The sequence below is a fragment of the Vagococcus martis genome (assembly GCF_002026305.1).
Taxonomy (GTDB): domain Bacteria; phylum Bacillota; class Bacilli; order Lactobacillales; family Vagococcaceae; genus Vagococcus; species Vagococcus martis.
Map to the genome: position 1 here is coordinate 856,268 of NZ_MVAB01000001.1, position 22,462 is coordinate 878,729.

Genomic DNA, 22,462 nt, shown 5'->3' on the forward strand with positions numbered 1-22,462 from the left:
AGGAATGATTCACTATGACACATGTTTTACTTGTTGACGATGAACCTTTAGCTCGTGACGAACTAACCTATTTAGTGACACAACACCCTGGTATCACGTCAACTGCTGAAGCTGATTCTGTCGAAGACGCCATGGAACAAATCATGGATAAAAAGCCCGACATTATTTTTTTAGATATTCATTTAACTGATGAAAGTGGATTTGATTTAGCGAATAAACTAAAAAAATTAAAAAAGCCACCTTATCTTATTTTTGCCACAGCCTATGATGATTATGCACTAAAAGCCTTTAAGGTAAATGCCATGGACTATATTTTAAAACCCTTTGATGAAGTGGTTGTCCACGAAGCATTAGATAAAGCAATCTCAATCATAAAACCCGCAGAAGCACCTGTAAAAAAAATGACTGATTCCATAGATGCGATTCCCATTCAAGGAGAAGACCGGATTTTTCTCGTTCACCCTAAAGACATCTATTTAGTCTCTGTCGAAGATAAAGAATTAAGTGTTCACACTGAAAAAGAAACGTACCAGACAAGTGGGAGCCTGAGTAAAATCGAAAGACGTTTGCCGATGGATTCCTTTGTCAAAACGCATCGAAGTTTCATCTTAAATACTACAAAAATCCAAGAAATACAACCTTGGTTTAACAATACACTACAAGTCACCCTAGACAATGGATTAAAGGTGCCCGTCAGCAGATCCTACGTTAAACCATTCAAAGAAATGATTGGTTTATCTTAAGCAAATCACTGCCATTTTGCTTCATGCATTTTGGGAGTGATTTTTTGTATTATACGCTTACATTTTTGCGTTTCACGTTAAAAGCCACACAAAATAGCTTCTTTCTCCTATACTAGTTTTATCAAATGAATCAGTGAAAAGGAGTTTTACAAATGGAAAAAAAAGTTTATTCATTCTTACACCAAGCATTTATTTTTGCAGCCATTATGCTCATTTCTAAAGGGATTGCCTATATATTACCTATCCCTATGCCAGCTTCAGTTATTGGGTTGATTCTTTTGTTTGTAGCCTTAAGCACAAACATCGTGAAATTAGAGCAAGTTGAAGGTTTAGGAACAAGTTTAACTGGTATTATCTCTTTCCTATTTGTTCCTTCTGGTATCTCTTTATACAACTCATTAGACATTTTAAAAGTTTATGGCGTGCCAATTTTAGCAGTCATTTTTATCGCAACTTTCGTTATCCTAGCAGTTACTGGATGGAGCGCATCTTACCTATTAGGGGTTAAAGAAAAATCTGGTGCTAAAGAAAGAAAACTAGCCTTTCTTAAAAAACAACAATTAAAGGAGGTACAAAGATAATGACCCCATATATTGGTATTGTTATTTCATTCGTCGCATTTGGTGTTGGTACATTTTTATTCAAAAAAACAAATGGCTTTTTCTTATTCACACCACTATTTGTTGCTATGATTTTAGGTGTCATCATCTTAAAAGCTACTGGTATCAACTACGAACAATATAATCAAGGTGGAACAGTCATCAGTTTCTTCTTAGAACCTGCAACCATTGCCTTTGCTATTCCTCTATACAAAAAAAGAGATTTATTGCAAAAATATTGGTTAGAAATAGTTGCTGCGATTACAATAGGATCAGCAGTATCTGTCACAAGTATTGTCGCTGTTGGAAAACTAATTCGTATGCATCCTCAAATGATGGTTTCTTTATTACCACAAGCGGCAACAACAGCGATTGCCGTTCCTATCTCTGAATCAATGAATGGAATTGTTTCTTTAACTGCCTTTGCTGTCATCTTCAATGCTGTTATCATTTACGCAACTGGAAAAATGGCGTTAAAATTCTTCCACATCAATAACCCTATTGCTAAAGGTTTAGCACTTGGTTCTGCTGGTCATGCTTTAGGTGTATCTGTTGGGATTGAACTAGGTGAAACAGAAGCAGCCATGGCAAGTATTTCTATGATTCTAGTGGGAGTCATTACTGTCATCGTCGTTCCTCTTTCAGCAAGTTTATTACAATTAACTTAATACTAGACAAAAAGACATCATCTAACTTCCCCCTTTCCATAAAAGTTAGATGATGTTTTTTTAATTATTTCTATCTAAAAGTACTTCTGTTACATGATATAAAATATCTTTTTCTACAATATCCGGTAATTTTTTTATGTTTGTTAAGGCTTTATTAGTGAAACGCTCTGCAATCATCTCAGCTTTTTCTATGCCTTTATATGTTTCGATTAGTTGTTGCACTTCTTTCATCTCTTGATTAGACAACTCTGTCTTCTTCTCTAGATAAGGTAAAAAAGCCTCACGATTTTCATTCATCGCTAAAATAAGCGGTAACGTGTAGTACCCATTCTTCATATCTTCAAAGACTGGTTTTTGCATGTCTTCTTGTGTGGATTTATAATCAAGGATATCATCCATAATCTGAAACGCCATCCCAATATTATAGCCAATTCGTTTGGCTTGAAGTTGCACTGTCTTTGGTGCATGCGAATAATGTGCTCCCTCATAACAAGAAAATTCAAATAACTGAGCCGTTTTTCCCTTTATATGTTGGAAATATTGTTTGACCGTAATATTCGTATTGTACCGCAAATTCATTTGGTCGAGTTCTCCCACTAAAATTCGCTTCATGCTTTGAGCATTTAATGAGATTGTTTTTAAATCACTTGTCGCATTTGACAATAAATGAAAATACACTGTAAATAAAAAATCTCCCGTATAAACTGCGATATCTTGACCATATAAAGCTTGCACTGACGGCATTGAGCGACGTACAGGTGAATCATCGATAATATCATCATGAACAAGCGTTGCAACGTGCAAAATTTCAAGCGAGGCTGCCATACGGTAACGTTTCTTATCTGATTCTATCGTACCGAATTTTGAAAATAATAAAAAATATGCTGGACGTAATAATTTTCCACCAGCATCAAAAAATAATTGCAGTGTTTCCGTGATTTCTTTATTTCTAATTTTAACTGACTTTTCCATGACACGCTTGGTTTCAATCAATTCTTTTTGGACAGCAGGATACATTTCCCACAGTGGATGAACAGTCATAGCGGCCTCCTATAAAATCATATAATGTACAATAATTAAGCAATGAACAATTTTCAATCATTCATTTTTGAAAAATACCTACTCTAACAGTATAATAAACAGTGGATAAAATGTGAAGGAGTTTGCGAATGAATTTTAAAGTATTTGCCGAATTAATCGAGCTTAAAGCAAAAGCTGCGAGTGTTTTCCCATTTATTATGGGATTTTTATATTCATGGTATCATTATCAACAAATCAAACCATTGTATATGCTCTTATTTTTCATCTCAATGTTACTATTTAATATGGCAGTCGATATATTAGATAACTACATGGACTATCATAATGCGACTGATGTTCACGACTATAAAAAAGAAACCAATATTATCGGGCGAGAAAATTTATCACTCACTCTTGTAAGAAATATGATGATTGGGTTGATTGTCTCTTCTGCTATTATTGGCGTATATCTTGCGTCTCAAACAAGCTGGGTCATTTTATGGTTAGGAATGTTTAGTTATTTCATTGGGATTACCTATTCAGCTGGACCAAAACCACTTTCTAGCCTTCCGGTTGGTGAAGTGACTTCTGGTGTGACAATGGGGATTGTGATTCCTTTAATCTGTGTTTACTTGAACGTATTTGATATTTTACCATTTGATGGTCAGTTTATCATTCAAGTAGCGATTTTATCACTACCAACTGCTCTAGCCATTTCAAATCTTATGTTAGCTAATAATACATGCGATGTGAAAGAAGACGTTTTAAACAACAGACACACACTTGTATACTATATCGGAAAAAAACGAGCTGTGTCACTATTTAAATTACTCGTGATTTTATCATTTGTGTTTGCCACGCTTGGTGCAGTGTTAACTATCGTCCCCATCACGTTACTTGGTATTTGGTTCATTTTTCCGAAAATTTGGAAAAATACTATGATGTATTCGAAAGAACAAATCAAAACAAAAACATTTCCACTAGCCATTAAAAATTTAGGTATGATAGCCGTCGCACAAGTAGTTTTATTCTTTTTCGGTTTATGGTTCTAAAACTTCTTAGTTAACCAAACAAAAAACACCTACAGAAAAGGGAGTAACTGTAGGTGTTTATATAGTCTATACTTCAATTAGGAGGAAGATAGATTGATTGATAAGCACACAATTAATAGCGGCAACTTTAATTGTGTGGTTCTTATCTATGAACCTAGTATAATACGCTGATAAAAAAATAAAAATACCACAAATCGGCTATAAATTTGCGACATTTTTAATAACTATCGTTATATGAACGTTAAGGTAATCTCTTTATTTTAAAATGATTAAACCATTCTGTGTTGTTGTGGCTTTTCTTCAAAGCAAACAAGCTAAGTACAAGTGAGCCAAGTGTATTAGTTAATAAGTCTCCCATTGTGTCCATCAAAGCTGCTCTGCCTACTAATTCTACTCCACCAGCAGCCGTGTATCTCTGAAGATTCATATGGAAAAATTGATCGCAAAAGAATTCCCAAAATTCCCAAAAAACACCACACACTCCGGCAAACGAAAATCCCATCAATAAAAATAGCCAAGGACTAACATCAGTAATATTTACATTCTTCAATAAGGCGACGATAATACCATACCCAATAATAGTTAAAATCATCGGACTAATAAAATGCAATATCTTATCCCAAAAGGAAATCATCGACATAAAGTGTAAACATGTTCCCAAGAAAACAGACATAAACAAGAAGAACCAGTAAAATAATATAATTCCATCTGAAAAGACTAATTTAAATAATTTTTTGGCTAAATTAGGTAAATAAATCAATACAATACCTGCAATAGCTTCAATAATCAATGTCACACTTTGACTGACTGAAAATTTTGATATGATTAATTCATAAATATTATAAAAAAGAACCCCTACTCCTATAATAGTTAACCAGAATTGAATTTTTTTCATACATTTCATAAAAATACCCCCTTTTTTTAACATTATACCATGAACGATTAGTATAAATAAAAGACCTCTTCACTTGAAAAGAGGTTAGTTTAATACATCAAATTCTGCAATACTATTTCTGATAAATCCTTGACGTTTTGGCTTTCCTTTTGTCGATTCAGTAGAGTCATCTTTTTTATGAACATCTTTAAATGCTTGGCTTTTCACCCAATTTTTTTGATGTTCTTTAGATTTCCATAAACTAAGTACAACCAGTTCCGTCACATTTTCCTCATCTGGTAGCTCTCGGCTCATGAGCTGAAAATTGATAAACCCTTCAACATGTGCCATGGCGTCTTTTGTATGAGAAGATGTAAATGCTTTAATCATATTTTCTGAATATGGTGTTTCGACATGAATGGTATTTGTTACACTAAACATAATATACTTCCTCCTATTTATTGATTTTTTATATTCTACCATAAATAATAACAATTGAGAATCATTATCAATAAAAACAGTCAAAACGCCTTGAATCAATCAAGACGTTCTGACTATTTTCCACGTTTATTTCTTTTGGCTTCTTTAATAATTTTTAGTGCTCGTTTTTTGGTTTTAATATTAGGACTACTTAAACGTCTATATGCACTAGACACATCTGTTTTTTCCATTGACTAGTCTCCTTCTGTTGATTTTTCTATCACTAATTGAAATGCTTGAGTAATGTCATCTTTATCAATATTTTTACCAATGACAACTAATTTATTGTCATTATTTTCGGTTAAACGATTAGTCAAATTAAAATTTAATAACTGGTTCACACCTTGAATTTCTGTTTGAAAGTCTTGATCAGACACATTGACAAAACCTTTCATTCTATAAATAGATTCCTGATAGTTCATCATTAACCAAGAAAGCCAATTGTGTAATAAGCCCTCTTTAACATAACCTGATTCAGAAATAATCATTGATTCAAATTCATGATGATGATGGTGATGGTGTTCTTCTTCATCATCGATTGATTGATTAAATAAATGATTTCCTAGTACCAAGTCAGCTAGCTCGGAAGATGGTTGGATTAATGAAAACTCATATATATCTGCTAGCGGATTAATTTCTTTTAGTTGCTCTTTTATTTGATTGATACTGTCTTTATTTGTAACACTTTTTTGTGAAATCAATAGTCGGTCTGACATGACCAGTTGCTTTGCCGCTTCATGATGTTGGAGATTTTGTGTAATATTTTCAGCATCCACTACTCCAATAACACTATCCAAATAAAAATACGGCTGTAACTTAGGGGTGCCCACAATCGTTTGAATAATTGGTTGTGGATCAGACACGCCACTTGTCTCAATAATAATTTGTTTAATTGGATAACCTTGTGTTACAAACACATCTAACACTGCTGTTAACGCATTTAACAAATCACCGCGTAAACTACAGCAAATACACCCACCATTCATCTGTACAATATTTTCTTTTGAATGAATTAATAACTCATGGTCAATTCCTGCTTCACCAAATTCATTTTCTATAATGACAACCTCTTCAGGTGATAGACCACTCCCTTTAATGACTTGATTAATTAATGTTGTCTTTCCTGAACCTAAAAATCCTGAGATAACTGTAATTGGTATTCCCATATCCCTCTACCTTTCTGCTAAATATTCCGTCATTTGTAGCCTATCATCGTAATTTGATCTCCCATCTCAATATTATTTTCATCAAAATGATAAGATAAACTATCTTCAACAAGTGGTGGATAAATAATATTCATCTAGATTAACCTCCTACTAAATGACTTTTCTACCTTTATAGTAACCATCACTTGATACATAGTGACTGCGTTTATATACTCCTAATACACTATCATAAGACACTGTTGATTATAGTTTTTTATGTGTTTGTCGCGCATGTTTCTTAGCTTTTGATGTTTTTCTTTTTGGGACTGCCAAATTGTTTCCGCCTCTTTTTTACCAACTTGCTTTTTTAACGCCGGGCAATTGTCCCTTATGTGCAAGTTCTCTAAATGTAATACGAGACACGCCAAACTTACGCATATAAGCTCTTGGTCTGCCATCTGTTTCATCTCTTAGTTTTAATCTATTAGGATTTGACTCCTTAGGTAGTTTACGTAACCCCTCATAGTCCTTATTTTCTTTTAATTCTTTCCTTATTTCTGCATATTCTGCCACTAATTTTTTTTGTTTTTCATATTTGGCTATCTTAGATTTTTTTGCCACTTTATTCAGCTCCTTTATTTTTTGGTCTCTTTAAATATCACACGCTGTCTAAGCTTTGGAGAATATTTTCTTAACTCCAGTCGTTCAGGTGTGTTTCGTTTATTCTTACTTGTTACATACAATCGTTCTTTTGTTTCAGAACATTCTAATATAATGGGTGTTCTCATACATCTCTTCCTTTCTAATGAGCCATCATTTCTTGTGCGACTTCTTTTCCAGATAATTCTTTAGGATAGTAAGTTGGCCAGTTTTCAAGTTCTTTATACAGTGCCTCTTGACTATCATTGCCAAAGTACAAATGGAAATGAGCTGATTTAGTATCCGTGATTTCATGATCGCTAAACTGAACATACTTAAAAGCACCTTGACTAGGATCTGTTGCCTCAAAGCAATATCTCACACCACGGTTTCCTTTTTCATAAGTTAAAACTTTTTGACCAATATACTTATATTTTGAGCTAATTTTTTTACCACTATCATCAATAAAAGTCATCGTTGAATCTGTAATATCAATTTCTTTAATTGATGTTTTATACCCTGACTCATAATACTTTTTATATTCTTCAGCAGATTTGTCTTTTTTCAATTTAGCTTTGTAATCAAACACTTGATCTAATGTGCCATCTTTTAAAAGTCGATAAACTGACTGCCAATTTCCTTTCCAATTTGATAATGGTCTATCCTGTATTTGGCTATCTTCAAAGTATCCTGCTTGTACTGTTTTTTCAGGTGTTTTACTTACAATAGATTTTGTCGTTTCTTCGCCAGTAGTTTTACTTAAAGCCGCTAGATTTTTTTCCATAACTGAAACATAGTTTTCACCTTTATCAATCTCTTTTTGACTTAGCCCCTCTAACGGATTTAATACTAATAATTCCACACCAGTTTCTTTTGCCAATGTTTTAGCAATAGCATCTGTTGCATTAGATTCAAAATAAATATATTTAATATCATTCTTTTTTACATACTTATTTAGTTCAGCTAATCTAGCTGGTGATGGTTCTTCGTCTGGAGAAAGACCAGAAATTGGTACTTGCGTTAACCCATATTCCAACGCTAAATAACCAAATGCTGCATGCTGTGTCACAAAGCTTTTTTGTTTTGCATTCTTTAATGTATCTTGATAGGACTTATCTAGAGTAGCTAATTTTTTTAAGTAATTATCAGCATTTGTAGTAAATAATTTTTCTTTATCTGGATATTTTTTTATCAGTTGATTGCGAATTTCTTCGACTTCTTTAATTGCTAAACTAGGTGCTAACCACACATGTGGATCTAGTTCATGTGAGTGCCCCTCCTCACCGTGTTCATGATGGTCATGTTCTTCTTCGCTTCCAGGTAGTAATACCATATTTTCAGTTGCTTTTATCTTTGTTACATTCCCCTCTTTTAATACTGATTCAACGGAAGGTACCCACGTTTCCATATTTTCATTATTATAGACAAAGACATCACTATCTTGTATTTTCTTTAAATCCTTAGCTGACGGTTCAAAATCATGTGCTTCAACTCCGGCTGGAACAATCATGTCTACTTCTCCAGCATCACCTACAACTTCTTTCGTAAATTCATACATCGGATAAAATGTGGTAGCTACTTTAATTTTGTCAGTATTTGTCTGCTCAGTTTTAGCAGTTGAGCATGCTGCAAGTAACCCTCCCATCATTATCAAAGACATACCTAATATTATTTTTTTCTTCATCCAAAAACCCCTACCTAACTCTTTGTTTTTTGAAATCGTAATTATTACGCTTTATGTTTTTGAATAATAACAGAGTATTTTAGGCTTGTCAACAATAAAAAAATAACTACTCATTTGATTAGTTAATCTATCAAACAAGTAGTTAGTCATTTATTTCAATTAATTTTCCATTTTGAAGAACCAATACAGTATCATATAAACTTTTTAAGTCTTTTCATTTGTCAAATTAAGCTAGACAAAATATCGTTGTCTACATAACTCAAAAATACTTCCAATGGTGTTTTATAGTTTAATGATTTTCTAGGAATATTATTTCTTTTAGAAGCGATAGATTGGATAAAAGATTCCTCAACTTTGTTGAAATCCATTTGTTTAGGTAATCCATCTTTACGTAATAACCCATTAGAGTTTTCATTTAAGCCACGTTGTGATGGTGTTCCTGGATCGGCAAAATAAATATCAATATCATTTAGATTGCTGATTGATTTCCAATTAGAAAATTCTTTACCACAATCGAATGTGATTGATTTAAATAGATGGCATGGAAACTTTTTAAACCAATTATTTAAACTATTTTCGATATCTATTGCTCGTCTGCCTATTGGTTTTAACGTAATAATCACTTTCGATAGTCTTTCAACGAGTGTGATAACAGCACTTTTATGATCTTTTCCAACAATTGTGTCACCTTCAAGGTGACCAAATTCATTATTAAAGAGTTGATAGTCCTTATTACGTTGATGGATGGTTCTTTTAAAGGCTTGTTTACCTCTTTTTTCTTTATAACCATTCGCTTTCCTTTTACCTTTCATAGGTAATGCGGTCAAATCAAACAGTCCTTGCTTAAATAATCTATAAAGAGTACTGATAGAACATGAGATAGGAAACTCAGCACGACCAATAATGACATCTGGAGTCCATCCTTGAACAACCTTCTTTTGAATGTATTCTGTTTCATTATCAGATAAAGAAATAGGACGCCTGCCACAATTCTTTTTATTATTTTTGTATCTTTTATAGTAATCTAGTGCAGATAATCCCTCATCAAAAGCTTTGTAAACATTATAGATAGTCTGTTTTGCTCGTTTCAATTGTTTCGCAACGTATGTTCCTTTTTTATTTTGATGGTAATAAGCTTCTATCAAAACTAGCTCGTCTGTAGTAAGATGTGTATAGGTCATTTGTGATCACTCTCCTTGTTTTCTTTGGTTGGAAATACAATTTGAGTGTATCACAAATGATTTTTTAGTTGTCTAGCTTAATTTTACAATCGGCGTCTTCTGTTAATCTGTGAGATACAGCAATTAACGTTCCTTCATAATGTGTTAATATATTTTTTTCCACAAATTGGTAATTGATTTCGTCTAAACTTGACGTAGCTTCATCGAGTATCAAACAATCAGGTTGACTTTGTAAGGCTTGTACCAAACTTATTTTTTGTACCTCACCACCTTCACAAAAAATTATACCATTAATGGACAAAAAAAAGACACAGATTTAAATCCGTGTCGGTAAATAATATTTAGTCAAATTTCGCTGCAAATTCGCTAAATTGTTTTCCAGCATTTGCTAAAAATTCTTTTGTATCATCATTTGTTGGTTCTAAGTTTTCATCAAACAACTGATCTGAATGACCAATGTACAATTCAGGTTGTTGCATAGTTGGCATATCTAAAAATACTAATGACTGTCTTAACACATGATGAGCTAAGACACCTGAAATACCTGAAATAGATTGTGAAGCAACAAGTGCTGGTTTTTTAGCCCATACATTTTGTCCCCATGGTCTTGAAGCGACATCTAATGCATTTTTTAAAGCAGCTGGTATACTTCTGTTGTGCTCTGGTGTGACAAAAATAATTGCATCTTGTGCTGCGACTTCTTCTCTAAAACGTGTGTATTCAGCAGGTGAGTCGGCATCTAAATCTTGGTTGTATAAAGGTAAATCACTAATGTTTATGAATGTTACCTCTGCATCATTTGGTAACCCTTTTACTATTGCCTTTGCTACCGCTTCTGAATAAGAATTTTTTCTTGTTGAACCTACAATAACGCCATATTTTCTCATAATTATTATCTCCTTATTTTCACTTACATTTTGTAAGCTTTGTTTATATTATTATATTAACACCGTCTTTTTATTAGTGCAATTTATTTGTCTCGGACTATTTTAAAAATTTATTGTGTTAAGTCCTAGATAAAATGATTAACTATTATAATATTAATGCTATGATGTTCCTCTCCAAGCCATGCTTTTATTTATTTCTATGTTACTTTTGAAAAGATAATGAACCTAATTAATAACTATAACTCACCAAATTCATCATTTTTTAAACGTGCATTTATTTAGTCTTTTTCTTATTAATAGTGTACTCTTAAATAAATCGTGATTTTCAACATCATTAAAGGAGAGATAATATGACTTATTGGTTAACAAACGTGCGTATAGAAACTGGATTTCTCAGAGAAAATGACTGGATTAAAGCAACTGAGACACAATTAGTGGCGATCCATATCCACAATGGAAAGATTGCAACGATTATTCCTACAGAAGATTTTTCTGCTACTGATAAAAAATTTATAGATTGTAATGAACAGTTACTACTACCAGGTATCGTAGAAAAACACTGCCACTTAGACAAAAGTAAATTAGGAACACCCTATACTCCTATCACTCCTGCTAAAAATTTAGTGGAACGTTTCGAAACAGAAATTCCTATATTAGATAGTCTAGATGAACCGATTGAGGTGCGTGCTAAAGCACTGTATGACTTAGAAGTTTCTCATGGCGTCACTTCGTTTAGGTCTCATATAGATATTGAACCAGCAACGGGCCTTAGATACCTAAACGCCATTACATCATTGCGAAAAGATGTGTGCACACCTATCGAACTAGTTGCTTTTCCACAACATGGATTATTACGTTCAAAAAGCAGCCAATTAATGGAAAAAGCTTTGCAAAATGGTGCTAATTTTGTTGGCGGTGTGGATCCTTACTCGCTAGATGGCGACTATAAAGCATCTCTTCATGAAACATTTCGACTAGCGACAACTTATAATGTGGGGATTGATATCCATGTTCATGATAGGAAAGAAGCTGGAACAACAACCATAAAAGAAATCATTCGTTTAACTAAAAAACATGGATGGCAAGATAAAGTGTTTATCAGTCATGCATTTGGCTTAAATGATTTTGTTGGTGACGAAAGAAAACAAGTGTTTTCCGATTTAGCTAAGCAGGGTATCCATATTGTAACGAGTGTTCCTATTACACCAAATACGATCCCTCCGATTATGGAGCTTATCGATTACGGTGTATCTGTTCATCTAGGTTGTGATAATATTTACGACTGTTGGTCTCCTTATGGTGATGGCTCACTTCAAGAAAAATTGGTGCGTTTAGGTGAATTATTTAATGTAAAAGACCAAAGTGATTTGACTCAGCTTTTAGGATTAATGACTGATGGCGTGACTACTTTAGATAAAAACGGAAACCATATATGGCCTAGTGTTGGTGATGAAGCTACTTATTTACTTACTCCGGCAATGTCATCAGCTGAATTTGTTGCTAGAAAATCGCCTATTACATCAAGCTATTATCAAGGAAAACAAGTAAAATAAATAAGCTGACTAGAAAGTCTTAAAATAGATGTATTGGCCACGTCCCAAAACAGGTCATGATTTCCGCGACTTCTAGCCAAATAACTCATGTGTTTTCTCGCATCATTTATAGTCATCTCTTAATCTTTGTCGATATCTATCAACATCACGCCAGAATTATAATAATCGCGATCTGTATTAAGTCTTATATTATTAATATCTGAACTAATTTTGTAATACCTTTATGAGTCGAGGCCGCTAATAAACTTCCTTGTAAATTAATTCACCATAATTCTTCTAACGAATTTAGTACTAAGATATCTGGATCAAGGTAAAGTACACGTTTTATTGTTTTAGGTAGAATATCCCCACAAAGTAAACGATAATACATCTCTTTAGGGGATTTACTGACAACTTTAAGTCGATTCTAAGTTTACTCATTTTTATTAGCAGTATTTTTCGCAAACAAACTGCATAAGATAAAAAATCCACATGTCATCACTTTTAGACATGTGGATTTTAGTTAAATTGTAAATAAATAGAGTATAGAAATCACTGTGATAAAATGCATTACATTTGGAATTTCTTTTAATCGTCCGGCAAAAATCATGCATAACTCATAAGATAAAAATCCTAATACAAGTCCTAAAGCAATTGAACCGGTTAATGGCATCATGACAATCGTTAGAAAAGCTGGAATAACTTCTTCAAATCCACCATCCCAATCAATCCCTGTGATGTTTTGCATCATAAAAATACCAATTACCACCATCGCTGGCGTGGTCACAGCTGTTGTGACAAGAGATAACACTGGATAAAAGAAGGCTGATAATAAAAACAATCCCGCCACAATGACACTCATCAAACCAGTTCTAGCACCAGCAATAATTCCTGATACAGATTCAATATAAGTTGATAAACTTGATGTTCCTAAGATTGAACCAAAGAATGTTCCCAACGCATCGGCACTGTAAATACGTTTGTTGTCTTCAAAGTTTTCTTGTTTAATATCAGATACTTGTGTAGCTGCCGCAGACAATGTCGTCGCTGTTCCAAAGAAATCTAAAAATAAAAAGGTCAAAATAATAACAATAGAATCTAACGATAACATCTTATCTAAATTTTTCACCGCAACCATAAATGTATCGTTCATCATGGCATTCATTGGCTCAGTCGGAATGACAACTGGTGAGCCTTTTGGTAATTGCGGTAATGTCGCGATGACATCTGCACTCAGGTTAAACCAATTCATTGATGCACCGAATCGAATAAACAACCCACATACGGCAGCACCAATCATTCCTAAAAACACAGCATATTGATTTTTTCTCACTAAGAAAAATGCAGCTGTGATGATACCAAAGAATGCGATAATCACATTAGGGTTAGAAAAACCGCCAAATGTAATAAACATTCCCTCATCTGGCACGATGATTCCTGAATTTTTAAAACTAACAAAAGCGATAAAAATCCCCAAACCTACTGTTCCTGCTTGTTTCACATTAGCTGGTATAGCTTTAATTATTTTAGAGCGAGCACCTGAAAAAGCAAGCATTAAAAACAACACTGAGGCAACTAAAACTGATGCCAATGCTTCTTGCCAAGATTTCCCCATTTGCAAAACAACTGAATAAGCAAAAAAGGCATTCATTGACATACACGGCGCAAGGCCTAGTGGAAATTTTGCCCATAACCCCATAATGAGCATGGCGATGGCTGAAGACAAGATAGTCGACATAAAAACGGCATCTTGTGGCATCCCTGCTTGCCCTAAAATAATCGGATTAACAAAAATAACATAGGACATCGCAAAAAATGCCGTTAACCCTCCTGTAAATTCTCGTTTAAAAGTAGAACCTGATGCTGTGATACCAAAATACTGATCAATCTTTTCCTTCATTACTATTCCTCCTATTGGTTTAAAAAACACATCATGGCAGAATAATAAGATTCATTTGCCAAAGTAAGTTACTTTACGGGTAACTTGTAGAAACTTCTAGACCGTATTACTAGAATTATATGGTTTTTTATTACCTCGATATCATAACAACTTTCTTTTACTTTTTCAACAGTAAAACGAACAAATATAATTGATTTTATAATAATAGTTAATTTTTATCGCTATTTTTTGACTATCTATTTTAACTTAATCACGATTAATCATATAAAAAAGACAGACGTTTTTTCAAACGACTGTCTTTAATTAATTATTCTGATTCTTTTGGTAAGACTATACTACCATATATCACAACAGTTATCACATAATAAATAGCATATAAGAAAATAAATAGTGAGAATGGAATCCAAATACCGTGATAAGGATCACTCATTAATTCTTTGAACATTTGTAACCCGAACAATACATGAATGATACCTAAAATACCTGGTAATAAAAATAGCACGCCGATTTCTTTTCTAATAGCTCCTTTAAGTAATGATGGTCGTGTACCAATTTTTCGTAGCATTTGGAATCTTGCCTTATCTGTGTTGGCTGATGATAAGATTTTAAACATCAAACAACTTGCTAGCATAGTCAGAAATGCTAATCCTAAAAAGAATCCCATAAATTGGAAACCAGAATAGAGAGAATTGGATATTTGATACATCACATATTTTTGTGCGGTTTGATTAAATCCATCACCTGTAGCTAAGCTTGGATTATTTGTTGTGTTTTCTTCTACCAACTTTTTAATTTGAGGCAGACTCTCTTTGAAATTAGAGACACTGATTAATTCCATATTAGTTGTTGGCAACGCTAATTGGTTAAACTCTTCTGTGGACACAAATTTTATTTCTTTGTTTTGTTGTTCTGGTGTACCATACCATCTTAGCTTTTCAGCTAGTTGTTGGTTTTCCAGCATATCTTTTCCACTATAATTTATCACTTTTTGTGATTGAAAATCTTTATCTTGGAAAGGCTGTTCGTTAAATTCATCTGCATTATAATAAAGTGTTGTCTCATCTTCTTTTTGGCTATAGGTATCATTTACAGTTGGATTTAAAGCACTCACTTTACTTGTATCGACTTTTTGTGAGTTATTTAAAATTAAATCATAAGTGGCTGATTTATTAGTTGATTCTAGTGTTTGAGTTCTAAAACCTAATCCAACAGTAATGGCACCCATTGCCATGGCAAACAAAATCGCAACCATTGTCAAAATTTGAGTGTATTCACGAATACGGAATGTTAATTGAGATAATGTAAAATTATTAAGTTTCCTCATAGAAATAGCATCGATACGTTTCAAAATACTTAACACAAAAATCGCGATCGCATGGAACAATAAATAGCTTCCTAATACAATTGTCACAAGTGCTATGGCAATACCAAACAACTGATATTGATTAATGTGAGCCAGCATATAGTATCCAATGCCCAAACTTATCACACCAACAATCGTTTCTAAAACTAATAAAACAGGATGAATTTTTAATGCTTTTGGCATGGCTTGTTCTTTCAATAATTGTAGAATGGGCTTTTTCATAATAGAACCTGCATTAATAAAAGCTGTCACTATAAATAAAATACCAAAGAAAACAAACGTCCAAATCATCGCTGATAAATTAAATGGTGAAAAGTTTTTTACGGTAATCTCAAGTTGATTAACCAACAAATAGTTGACGACCGAAGTTAACCCAATACCTACTAAATTACCAATAATAGTTGCTGCAAATCCAATGATAAATGTTTCTAAAAAGATGATTTGCGCAATTTTACTTGTTTTAGCACCCAACATCATGAGCATTGCATATGTTTTTTGCCGCAACATCATTAAAAATGAATTAGCATATAAAATATAAACAACTGTAATAATACCTAACAATACTGTCCCAAATTGAAAAATGACCGCCGCCATTTTGACTGTATTACTACTTTCTAGAAAGGCTTTGTTTGTTGCAATACTTTGGAACATATAAAAAATAGCAGATGCTATTGCTAAACCTGAAAAGAGAATCATATAATCTCGTAAACGACTTTTTATACCTGTCATGGATAACTTCCAAATCATTGATGTATTCTCCTTTCTATTGTTCTAAATTACCTAAAGAAACAAGGATTTCTCGGTAGAATTCATCACGAGATTTACCGTCACGTTTTAACTCTTGATGGATAACTCCATCTTTGATAAATAAAATACGTCTACAATAACTAGCAGAAAATGGATCGTGCGTTACCATTAATACAGATACATTGTCCTCATAATTCAACTCATCCATCATATCTAGTAAATCTTTAGCACTTTTTGAATCAAGTGCTCCTGTCGGCTCGTCTGCTAATAAAATACTAGGTTCAGTAACGAGTGCTCTAGCAGCTGCCACACGTTGTTTTTGTCCACCTGATAAAGCAGTTGGGTAATTATCTAAAATTTCTGTGATTCCTAAGCGATTGGCTACATGTTTCGTTTTCTTCTTAATCGTTTTAGGTTTCGCACTTTGTAATGACAAGGGAATCGCGATATTTTCTGATGCTGTCATTGTTTCTAGTAAATTAAAATCTTGGAAAATAAACCCAATTTTTTTTGCACGAAAATCAGCTAGCTTATTTCCTTTTAGAGTAGTAATATCTTCTCCTGCAATACTGACTGAACCATTTGTTGGTTTATCTAATGTTGACAAAATATTTAAAAGTGTTGATTTACCTGATCCAGAAGCTCCCATAATCCCAATAAATTCACCTTCTTTAACCTCAAATGTCACACCATTGAGTGCAGTTGTTTGCTTTTCATTTGGTTTACCATATACCTTTTTTAAATCTGTTACACTTACCACAGATACCATATAAATCCTCCTTAAAATACCTTTATTCATGTTCTTCATCATCGATACCAATAGATTAAACCAAAAATCTGATGATAACTATTGAACTAGAGAGCGATTTTCACCCCGACCTTAGACCGATTAAAAAACATTCACTAATAGACTTATTATATCATATTGTGTTTTTGTATAAATATAAAATAAAAAGCAACCCTTGGCTGCTTATAAAATACAAAAATATTTATTTGACATACATCACATGATAATGACCATATTTTTCTAGCATCGCTTTATTTAATGTCACACCTAAACCATTTTCCTTAGGTACACTTAGCCTTCCATTTTCTAGTTCAAACGTTTCATTAATGATATCTTCTTTAAAATATCGAGTTGAAGCGGAAATATCACCGGGAAAATTAAACCCTTCTTGAGAAGCAAAAGCCAAGTTAAGTGCTCGTCCAACACCTGACTCAAACATGCCACCACACCATAGTCCTAAGCCATTATTTTTACAATACTCAACAATTTTTTGTGCTTGTGTCACACCACCTACACGCGAAATTTTTAGATTAACAGCTCCCAAACTACCTAAACGATGACCTAACATCACATCTTCTACACTACGAATATTTTCATCTAGACAAATCGGTGTTTCAATATTCTTTTGAAGTTCAGCATGTTCTAAAAAATCTGAATAGCCAAAAGGTTGCTCAATCATCGATAGTTGATACGTGTCTAGTTCCTTGAAAATAGCTAGACTGTCTAAATCATAAGCAGAATTTGCATCCACCATTAAAAGCATCTCTGGAAAATGACTTCTTACAGCTTTCACAAAACTCACATCCTGATTGGGTGCTATTTTTAATTTTATCCGAGTATATCCTTCAGCCACATAACGTGATACCACTTCAATCAAATCCTGTACGCTTTTTTGAATGCCAATACTCACCCCAACAGATAATTTGTCAGTCTGACTACTAAATAGTTCTGCCAAACTTTTTTTATGCCTTTTTGCATACAAATCCCAAATTGCTGTTTCTAAAGAAGATTTAGCCATCCAGTTTCCACGTATGACGGAAAATAATCGTGTGACATCATCGGGATGAGTAATCTGTGACTGAACTAACAACGGAATTAAATGATTAGCTAGAATCAATCGAGCTGTTTCTAATGTTTCTTCTGTATAATCAGGTTGTTCAAACGCTACTAATTCCCCGTATCCTTGGTTACCAAGTTCATCTGTCACAACAAGAATATCCATTGCTTTATGCGATAAAAAGCCATAACTTGTTTTAAATGGTGCCACTAGAGGTAGTTTCACATGATAACTCTCTATTTTTGTTATATTCATAACCTATCCCTCACTCTAAAAGTTGTGTCACTGTTGCTAAAAACTCTGCTGGTTTTTCAACATGAATGCAATGACCACTATCTTCAAACTCAATCATCGTTGATTCTGTCATAAGCTGATTCATTTGCTTAGCCAGGGATACAAACTTAAAGTCTTTCTGTCCAACCAAAAAATAAGGATGAAAAGGATACTCTTTTTCTAATTTCCCCCACAGTGATGGTTGAGTTCCTGTACCAAAATAGTGCAAGCTCATAGCAAGTCCTACTTCTTGTTGCGACAGTCGTTCCTGTCTGATAGTCTCACGAACTGTTTGTGGCAAAGTCTTTTGTGTATCAAACAAAGGGATAGTCTCCCAGTAATCAACAAATTTTTCAATCCCCTTATCTAGCAATAAACAAGCTAAACGATTATCTGATTGGCGACGATTCCACCTTGAATCAGCATCAGCTAACCCTGGGGAAGAACTTTCCAAAATCAGTGAATTGACTCGTGTCGGATATTCAAATGCGTAAGCCAATGCAAGACGTCCTCCCATTGAGTAACCTAACAGATCTATTTTATCTAGATTAAAAAACTCACGTATCTCTTCCAAATCTTTTACCTGTTGTTCACTTGTATAGCGATAAGGATGAACAAAGACACTTGTCTTTCCATGCCCTATCAGATCAATCGCGATAACATTATGGGTTTTGATATCATGTAAAAAACGAAACGTTTGTGATGTTCCAGTAAACCCATGCAAACACACTAATGTTGGCTTCATACAGTCGAACTCGGTTACATAATTGATATAATAGTCTAAATCTCTGACGCTTATTAGCATGTCATATCACGTTCTATTGTCTGACGTACTTGTTGTTGAAACACTCTTCTTAACTCTGCGTTTTCTTCTCGATTAGTACGAACTTCAATCAATTTTGGATAATTCGGACGGTCGTTAAGTAAGCTTTCTAACTCATTTAAGGATTCAGCAGATGAATAATCTAGCGATACCATGTTAGCCATAGCTTCAAAATTAACATTAATTGAGGTAGCAAATAAGTCATCAAACAAAGATGTCGGTAAGTCCTTTTGAGATAACATTGAAAATATCCCCCCACCATCGTTGTTGATTACAATAATTGTAATAGGTAATTGATATTTTGTCACCATCGCCAAGCCTGTCGTGTCATGAAAACAAGATAAATCCCCTATCAATAGTCGTGTATGACGCGTTGTATCATTTGCTGCCACACCTAAAGCAGTTGAGGTTACCCCGTCTATTCCGTTTACGCCACGATTACCATAAATAGTCACTCTTTTTTTCGTCACAGGAAGATATGTATCTAAATCTCTAATAGGCATACTATTTGAGACAAACAACTGATCATTTTCTTGCATCGTGCGATAAACGACTTGGGTGATATTACCGTCACTAAACAATGTTGTATCTTGGCTTTTTATGCTGTTTACAACGATTTGGTCTAATTTATTAAATAATTCTAGCCAACTTTCATCAGCCCTTTGTAACTGGGTTTCTAATATGTTGGATAAAAAGTCGACTTCATCTGACACGATTAATGTTGTCATCATTTTTGATGCATCTAACCATTCTGTTGCAGATTCTACTAGATAATAATCACCTGTAAATGTCGCGAGCCACTGATTTAACGGTTTTGACACAGGTAGTTTTCCAAATCGCACAATGATATCAGGTGTCATATTTTCTTTGACATAACGTAAATACGTATCATAGTATGGTGAAATTGTTGGACTATCTATGCCAAAAGTTCGAATATTCGCTAACGGATCAGCTAGAATAACCCAACCTAATTGTTCTGCCAAGTCAACTAATTGTCTCACTGCTTCCTCATCAAATGATGGCCCTACAACAAAAATGCCTTTTTTCCCCGACCAGTTTTGGCTTATCGTTTCAATCTCAGCTTTTGATAGACACCTTTTTCCAGTCATTGTATGAACTGACTTAACGTTTGGAACAGCTAAGTCTAAATCAGGTAATAGTGGCTCTCTTAACGGTAAATTCAGATGAACAGGTCCTTGTGGCAATGAATAAGATAGATTTGATAATTTTGCTCCTTGAACGTAAGCATATTGATACATCTCTTCTGTTCCTTCAGGTAACGCCATTTCAACAAACTGTTTAACTTGTGAACCATACATATTAAGTTGATTCATCGTTTGTGGTGCACCGTTATCTCTTAATTCATGTGGGCGATCTGTTGTCACCACAACAAGCGGTACATTCGATTGCTTCGCCTCAGACACGGCAGGTAAATAATTTGCCGCCGCTGTTCCTGATGTACACACTAAAGCCACTGGTTTTTGACTTGCTTTACTCAACCCCAAAGCAAAAAATCCAGCTGAACGTTCATCGACATCAATATAGGTTTTTATTTCTGAACGTTGGTGCAATAAAATGGACACGGGCGTAGACCTAGACCCTGGACTAATCACTGCTTGAGTTACTCCACCATCAATCAACCCTTGGATGAATGAATTGATATAGTTTGTCATACTACTTTGATGTGACATTTTCTTCTCCTCCTATCGCACGTAACATTGGCTGAAATTTCACACGTGTTTCTTTTAATTCTTCTTGAGGAATAGAGTCTGCTACAACCCCACAGCCTGCATATAGCGTTGCTGATTTTCCTGATAAAAGTGCCGAACGAATGCCTACCGCAAATTCACCTTCCTCAAGTATCACCGAACTCCAACCAATTGGGGCTCCGTACAAGCCACGATTGATTGGTTCATGCTCTCTAATCCATTTTGTTGTCAACTCTTTGGGTTGCCCACCTAATGCTGGCGTTGGATGTAACTGCTCGATAGCTGAAAAAAATGATATATCAGCTTTTTTTTCGCCACTAAATGGGTAAAATAAATGTTGTATGTCTCTGTTTTTTAATAATGATGGCTGACCTTTTTCCGATAACGTTTCAGTAATCTGGCTCATATCACGCTCGATTGCCTCTACAACGATTTGGTGCTCCACTTGATTTTTCATGTCATTTAATAATTGACTCCCAAGTTGATTATCTTCTTCTACTGTTTTTCCACGTGGGATAGATCCTGCTACACACGCTGTTGAAATATTATTTTCTTGTAGTAACAACAACCTTTCTGGTGTTGCACCTATAAAAGCATTCTCGTTATGCTCTAAAACAAAAACATACGTATTTTCTTGTTGCTCTAGACAATTTTTTAAAATATCATTCACTGAAAATACCTCTGCTGCCTCTATAAACAACTCTCGTGCTAAAACAATTTTTCTAATATCATTATCAGAGGTTATCTCATCAATCGCCAGTTCAACCGTCTCTAACCACTCTGGAACATGAATTTCATTAGCTTGTATCTGTTGACGAGTTGGTGACTCAGATTGTTTATTTTGACTAACCGTGTTCCACAATGTCACGATGTTTTCCCACTGTGTATTTAAGTCATTACTTGATTCTACAATCATATTGAACGTTAAAAAGCGATTATCATTTGTTTGGGTTACCATGATTTTAGGTATAAAAAGATACCCATCCCCTAGCTCTTGCCATGTTTTTTGACTATCGACAGTTTTATCAAAAGGAAATCCACCTAAAAAAACAGGTCCAATTCCACTATGTTTAGCATTCGTTATCGTGTTTTTAGACAATTTTTCACGACTAATAGCCATATCACTGTAATCTTTTGCCACATATTCTTTACATGTACCTAACCCCACAATAGAAAACGACGCATCTGGTGTTTGCCAAACATAACGAGTGGTAAATACTTTTTTGCTTGATAAAAATAATGCACAACAGCCTCTGAAGTGTCGGGTAAATTGACTACCCAACTAACCAACGTTGGCTG

24 protein-coding genes, 1 pseudogene and 1 riboswitch are annotated in these 22,462 nt (G+C 34.1%); of the genes and pseudogenes, 5 read left to right on the forward strand and 20 right to left on the reverse strand.

Features of this window, described 5'->3' with window-relative positions; genetic code table 11:
* The first annotated feature begins 14 nt into the window (after positions 1-14).
* From BW731_RS04050 to lrgB, 3 genes are all read left to right on the forward strand, one after another.
* The gene (locus tag BW731_RS04050) at positions 15-743 is read left to right on the forward strand and encodes a LytR/AlgR family response regulator transcription factor (RefSeq protein WP_079345946.1); all 729 of its coding nucleotides are present in this window, start codon (positions 15-17) and stop codon (positions 741-743) included.
* Between the two features lie 152 nt (positions 744-895).
* Entirely contained in the window at positions 896-1,324 is a 429-nt protein-coding gene (lrgA, locus tag BW731_RS04055) for an antiholin-like murein hydrolase modulator LrgA (RefSeq protein ID WP_079345948.1), read from the forward strand.
* A complete protein-coding gene (gene lrgB / locus BW731_RS04060) occupies positions 1,324-2,010 on the forward strand; it encodes an antiholin-like protein LrgB (protein WP_079345950.1) in 687 nt (228 codons plus the stop codon). Before lrgA ends, lrgB begins: the two co-directional genes overlap by 1 nt.
* A gap of 60 nt (positions 2,011-2,070) precedes the next feature.
* On the opposite strand, the gene BW731_RS04065 is transcribed toward lrgB, so the two are convergent.
* Entirely contained in the window at positions 2,071-3,051 is a 981-nt protein-coding gene (locus BW731_RS04065) for a polyprenyl synthetase family protein (protein WP_079345952.1), read from the reverse strand.
* Between the two features lie 128 nt (positions 3,052-3,179).
* Here BW731_RS04065 and BW731_RS04070 point away from each other — a divergent pair, with 128 nt between their 5' ends.
* Complete coding sequence (locus BW731_RS04070) at positions 3,180-4,082, forward strand: prenyltransferase (RefSeq protein WP_079345954.1); 903 nt, start codon at positions 3,180-3,182, stop codon at positions 4,080-4,082.
* A 241-nt stretch (positions 4,083-4,323) separates the two neighbouring features.
* Here the strand turns inward: BW731_RS04070 and BW731_RS04075 are convergent, their stop codons facing one another.
* The 11 genes and pseudogenes from BW731_RS04075 to BW731_RS04120 form a co-directional block, all read right to left on the reverse strand.
* The gene (locus tag BW731_RS04075; RefSeq protein WP_079345956.1) at positions 4,324-4,986 is read right to left on the reverse strand and encodes a hypothetical protein; all 663 of its coding nucleotides are present in this window, start codon (positions 4,984-4,986) and stop codon (positions 4,324-4,326) included.
* A gap of 75 nt (positions 4,987-5,061) precedes the next feature.
* Positions 5,062-5,397, reverse strand: coding sequence for an antibiotic biosynthesis monooxygenase (locus tag BW731_RS04080; protein WP_079345958.1), 336 nt, complete (start codon positions 5,395-5,397; stop codon positions 5,062-5,064).
* Positions 5,398-5,510: 113 nt separating this feature from the next.
* Complete coding sequence (locus BW731_RS12470; RefSeq protein WP_117972397.1) at positions 5,511-5,627, reverse strand: putative metal homeostasis protein; 117 nt, start codon at positions 5,625-5,627, stop codon at positions 5,511-5,513.
* A gap of 3 nt (positions 5,628-5,630) precedes the next feature.
* Positions 5,631-6,602, reverse strand: a complete 972-nt coding sequence (locus BW731_RS04085) for a CobW family GTP-binding protein (protein WP_079345960.1) — start codon at positions 6,600-6,602, stop codon at positions 5,631-5,633.
* A gap of 150 nt (positions 6,603-6,752) precedes the next feature.
* A pseudogene (rpmF, locus tag BW731_RS12715) lies at positions 6,753-6,914 on the reverse strand (50S ribosomal protein L32).
* 18 nt (positions 6,915-6,932) lie between these two features.
* Positions 6,933-7,202: a 30S ribosomal protein S14 gene (rpsN, locus tag BW731_RS04095; protein WP_071456270.1), complete on the reverse strand. Its 270-nt coding sequence runs from the start codon at positions 7,200-7,202 to the stop codon at positions 6,933-6,935.
* Between the two features lie 14 nt (positions 7,203-7,216).
* Complete coding sequence (gene rpmG / locus BW731_RS04100; protein WP_079345962.1) at positions 7,217-7,369, reverse strand: 50S ribosomal protein L33; 153 nt, start codon at positions 7,367-7,369, stop codon at positions 7,217-7,219.
* Between the two features lie 14 nt (positions 7,370-7,383).
* Positions 7,384-8,904, reverse strand: coding sequence for a zinc ABC transporter substrate-binding protein AdcA (locus BW731_RS04105; RefSeq protein ID WP_079345964.1), 1,521 nt, complete (start codon positions 8,902-8,904; stop codon positions 7,384-7,386).
* 221 nt (positions 8,905-9,125) lie between these two features.
* Positions 9,126-10,085 (reverse strand): IS30 family transposase, encoded by a 960-nt coding sequence (locus BW731_RS04110; protein WP_079344899.1) that lies wholly within the window; start codon positions 10,083-10,085, stop codon positions 9,126-9,128.
* Positions 10,086-10,149: 64 nt separating this feature from the next.
* Positions 10,150-10,332, reverse strand: coding sequence for a P-loop NTPase family protein (locus BW731_RS04115; protein ID WP_079345966.1), 183 nt, complete (start codon positions 10,330-10,332; stop codon positions 10,150-10,152).
* Between the two features lie 94 nt (positions 10,333-10,426).
* Positions 10,427-10,972, reverse strand: coding sequence for an NADPH-dependent FMN reductase (locus BW731_RS04120; protein ID WP_079345968.1), 546 nt, complete (start codon positions 10,970-10,972; stop codon positions 10,427-10,429).
* 350 nt (positions 10,973-11,322) lie between these two features.
* On the opposite strand from BW731_RS04120, the gene BW731_RS04125 reads away from it, so the two are divergent.
* Entirely contained in the window at positions 11,323-12,525 is a 1,203-nt protein-coding gene (locus BW731_RS04125) for an amidohydrolase family protein (RefSeq protein ID WP_079345970.1), read from the forward strand.
* 262 nt (positions 12,526-12,787) lie between these two features.
* Here the strand turns inward: BW731_RS04125 and BW731_RS13060 are convergent, their stop codons facing one another.
* The 8 genes from BW731_RS13060 to BW731_RS04160 form a co-directional block, all read right to left on the reverse strand.
* Complete coding sequence (locus BW731_RS13060) at positions 12,788-12,895, reverse strand: glycosyltransferase (protein WP_143592735.1); 108 nt, start codon at positions 12,893-12,895, stop codon at positions 12,788-12,790.
* A 132-nt stretch (positions 12,896-13,027) separates the two neighbouring features.
* Entirely contained in the window at positions 13,028-14,404 is a 1,377-nt protein-coding gene (locus tag BW731_RS04130) for an NCS2 family permease (protein WP_079345971.1), read from the reverse strand.
* 41 nt (positions 14,405-14,445) lie between these two features.
* Positions 14,446-14,547, reverse strand: a riboswitch (purine riboswitch).
* A 164-nt stretch (positions 14,548-14,711) separates the two neighbouring features.
* On the reverse strand, positions 14,712-16,514 hold the full coding sequence (locus BW731_RS04135; RefSeq protein WP_079345973.1) for an FtsX-like permease family protein: 1,803 nt from the start codon (positions 16,512-16,514) through the stop codon (positions 14,712-14,714).
* Between the two features lie 16 nt (positions 16,515-16,530).
* The gene (locus tag BW731_RS04140) at positions 16,531-17,283 is read right to left on the reverse strand and encodes an ABC transporter ATP-binding protein (protein WP_079345975.1); all 753 of its coding nucleotides are present in this window, start codon (positions 17,281-17,283) and stop codon (positions 16,531-16,533) included.
* Between the two features lie 220 nt (positions 17,284-17,503).
* A complete protein-coding gene (gene menC, locus BW731_RS04145) occupies positions 17,504-18,613 on the reverse strand; it encodes an o-succinylbenzoate synthase (RefSeq protein WP_079345977.1) in 1,110 nt (369 codons plus the stop codon).
* Between the two features lie 10 nt (positions 18,614-18,623).
* Positions 18,624-19,376: a 2-succinyl-6-hydroxy-2,4-cyclohexadiene-1-carboxylate synthase gene (menH, locus tag BW731_RS04150; RefSeq protein ID WP_158080157.1), complete on the reverse strand. Its 753-nt coding sequence runs from the start codon at positions 19,374-19,376 to the stop codon at positions 18,624-18,626.
* A gap of 53 nt (positions 19,377-19,429) precedes the next feature.
* A complete protein-coding gene (menD, locus tag BW731_RS04155; RefSeq protein WP_079345980.1) occupies positions 19,430-21,145 on the reverse strand; it encodes a 2-succinyl-5-enolpyruvyl-6-hydroxy-3-cyclohexene-1-carboxylic-acid synthase in 1,716 nt (571 codons plus the stop codon).
* The gene (locus tag BW731_RS04160; RefSeq protein ID WP_143592736.1) at positions 21,129-22,445 is read right to left on the reverse strand and encodes an isochorismate synthase; all 1,317 of its coding nucleotides are present in this window, start codon (positions 22,443-22,445) and stop codon (positions 21,129-21,131) included. Before BW731_RS04160 ends, menD begins: the two co-directional genes overlap by 17 nt.
* Positions 22,446-22,462 lie beyond the last annotated feature (17 nt).

What these genes read in the sequence shown, in the direction of transcription:
- BW731_RS04050 (WP_079345946.1), top strand. Translation starts at nt 15, where the DNA reads ATGACACATGTTTTACTTGTTGACGATGAACCTTTAGCTCGTGACGAA.
- lrgA (WP_079345948.1), top strand. Translation starts at nt 896, where the DNA reads ATGGAAAAAAAAGTTTATTCATTCTTACACCAAGCATTTATTTTTGCA.
- lrgB (WP_079345950.1), top strand. Translation starts at nt 1,324, where the DNA reads ATGACCCCATATATTGGTATTGTTATTTCATTCGTCGCATTTGGTGTT.
- BW731_RS04065 (WP_079345952.1), bottom strand. Translation starts at nt 3,051, where the DNA reads ATGACTGTTCATCCACTGTGGGAAATGTATCCTGCTGTCCAAAAAGAA.
- BW731_RS04070 (WP_079345954.1), top strand. Translation starts at nt 3,180, where the DNA reads ATGAATTTTAAAGTATTTGCCGAATTAATCGAGCTTAAAGCAAAAGCT.
- BW731_RS04075 (WP_079345956.1), bottom strand. Translation starts at nt 4,986, where the DNA reads ATGAAATGTATGAAAAAAATTCAATTCTGGTTAACTATTATAGGAGTA.
- BW731_RS04080 (WP_079345958.1), bottom strand. Translation starts at nt 5,397, where the DNA reads ATGTTTAGTGTAACAAATACCATTCATGTCGAAACACCATATTCAGAA.
- BW731_RS12470 (WP_117972397.1), bottom strand. Translation starts at nt 5,627, where the DNA reads ATGGAAAAAACAGATGTGTCTAGTGCATATAGACGTTTAAGTAGTCCT.
- BW731_RS04085 (WP_079345960.1), bottom strand. Translation starts at nt 6,602, where the DNA reads ATGGGAATACCAATTACAGTTATCTCAGGATTTTTAGGTTCAGGAAAG.
- rpmG (WP_079345962.1), bottom strand. Translation starts at nt 7,369, where the DNA reads ATGAGAACACCCATTATATTAGAATGTTCTGAAACAAAAGAACGATTG.
- BW731_RS04105 (WP_079345964.1), bottom strand. Translation starts at nt 8,904, where the DNA reads ATGAAGAAAAAAATAATATTAGGTATGTCTTTGATAATGATGGGAGGG.
- BW731_RS04110 (WP_079344899.1), bottom strand. Translation starts at nt 10,085, where the DNA reads ATGACCTATACACATCTTACTACAGACGAGCTAGTTTTGATAGAAGCT.
- BW731_RS04120 (WP_079345968.1), bottom strand. Translation starts at nt 10,972, where the DNA reads ATGAGAAAATATGGCGTTATTGTAGGTTCAACAAGAAAAAATTCTTAT.
- BW731_RS04125 (WP_079345970.1), top strand. Translation starts at nt 11,323, where the DNA reads ATGACTTATTGGTTAACAAACGTGCGTATAGAAACTGGATTTCTCAGA.
- BW731_RS13060 (WP_143592735.1), bottom strand. Translation starts at nt 12,895, where the DNA reads ATGTATTATCGTTTACTTTGTGGGGATATTCTACCTAAAACAATAAAA.
- BW731_RS04130 (WP_079345971.1), bottom strand. Translation starts at nt 14,404, where the DNA reads ATGAAGGAAAAGATTGATCAGTATTTTGGTATCACAGCATCAGGTTCT.
- BW731_RS04135 (WP_079345973.1), bottom strand. Translation starts at nt 16,514, where the DNA reads ATGATTTGGAAGTTATCCATGACAGGTATAAAAAGTCGTTTACGAGAT.
- BW731_RS04140 (WP_079345975.1), bottom strand. Translation starts at nt 17,283, where the DNA reads ATGGTATCTGTGGTAAGTGTAACAGATTTAAAAAAGGTATATGGTAAA.
- menC (WP_079345977.1), bottom strand. Translation starts at nt 18,613, where the DNA reads ATGAATATAACAAAAATAGAGAGTTATCATGTGAAACTACCTCTAGTG.
- menH (WP_158080157.1), bottom strand. Translation starts at nt 19,376, where the DNA reads ATGAAGCCAACATTAGTGTGTTTGCATGGGTTTACTGGAACATCACAA.
- menD (WP_079345980.1), bottom strand. Translation starts at nt 21,145, where the DNA reads ATGTCACATCAAAGTAGTATGACAAACTATATCAATTCATTCATCCAA.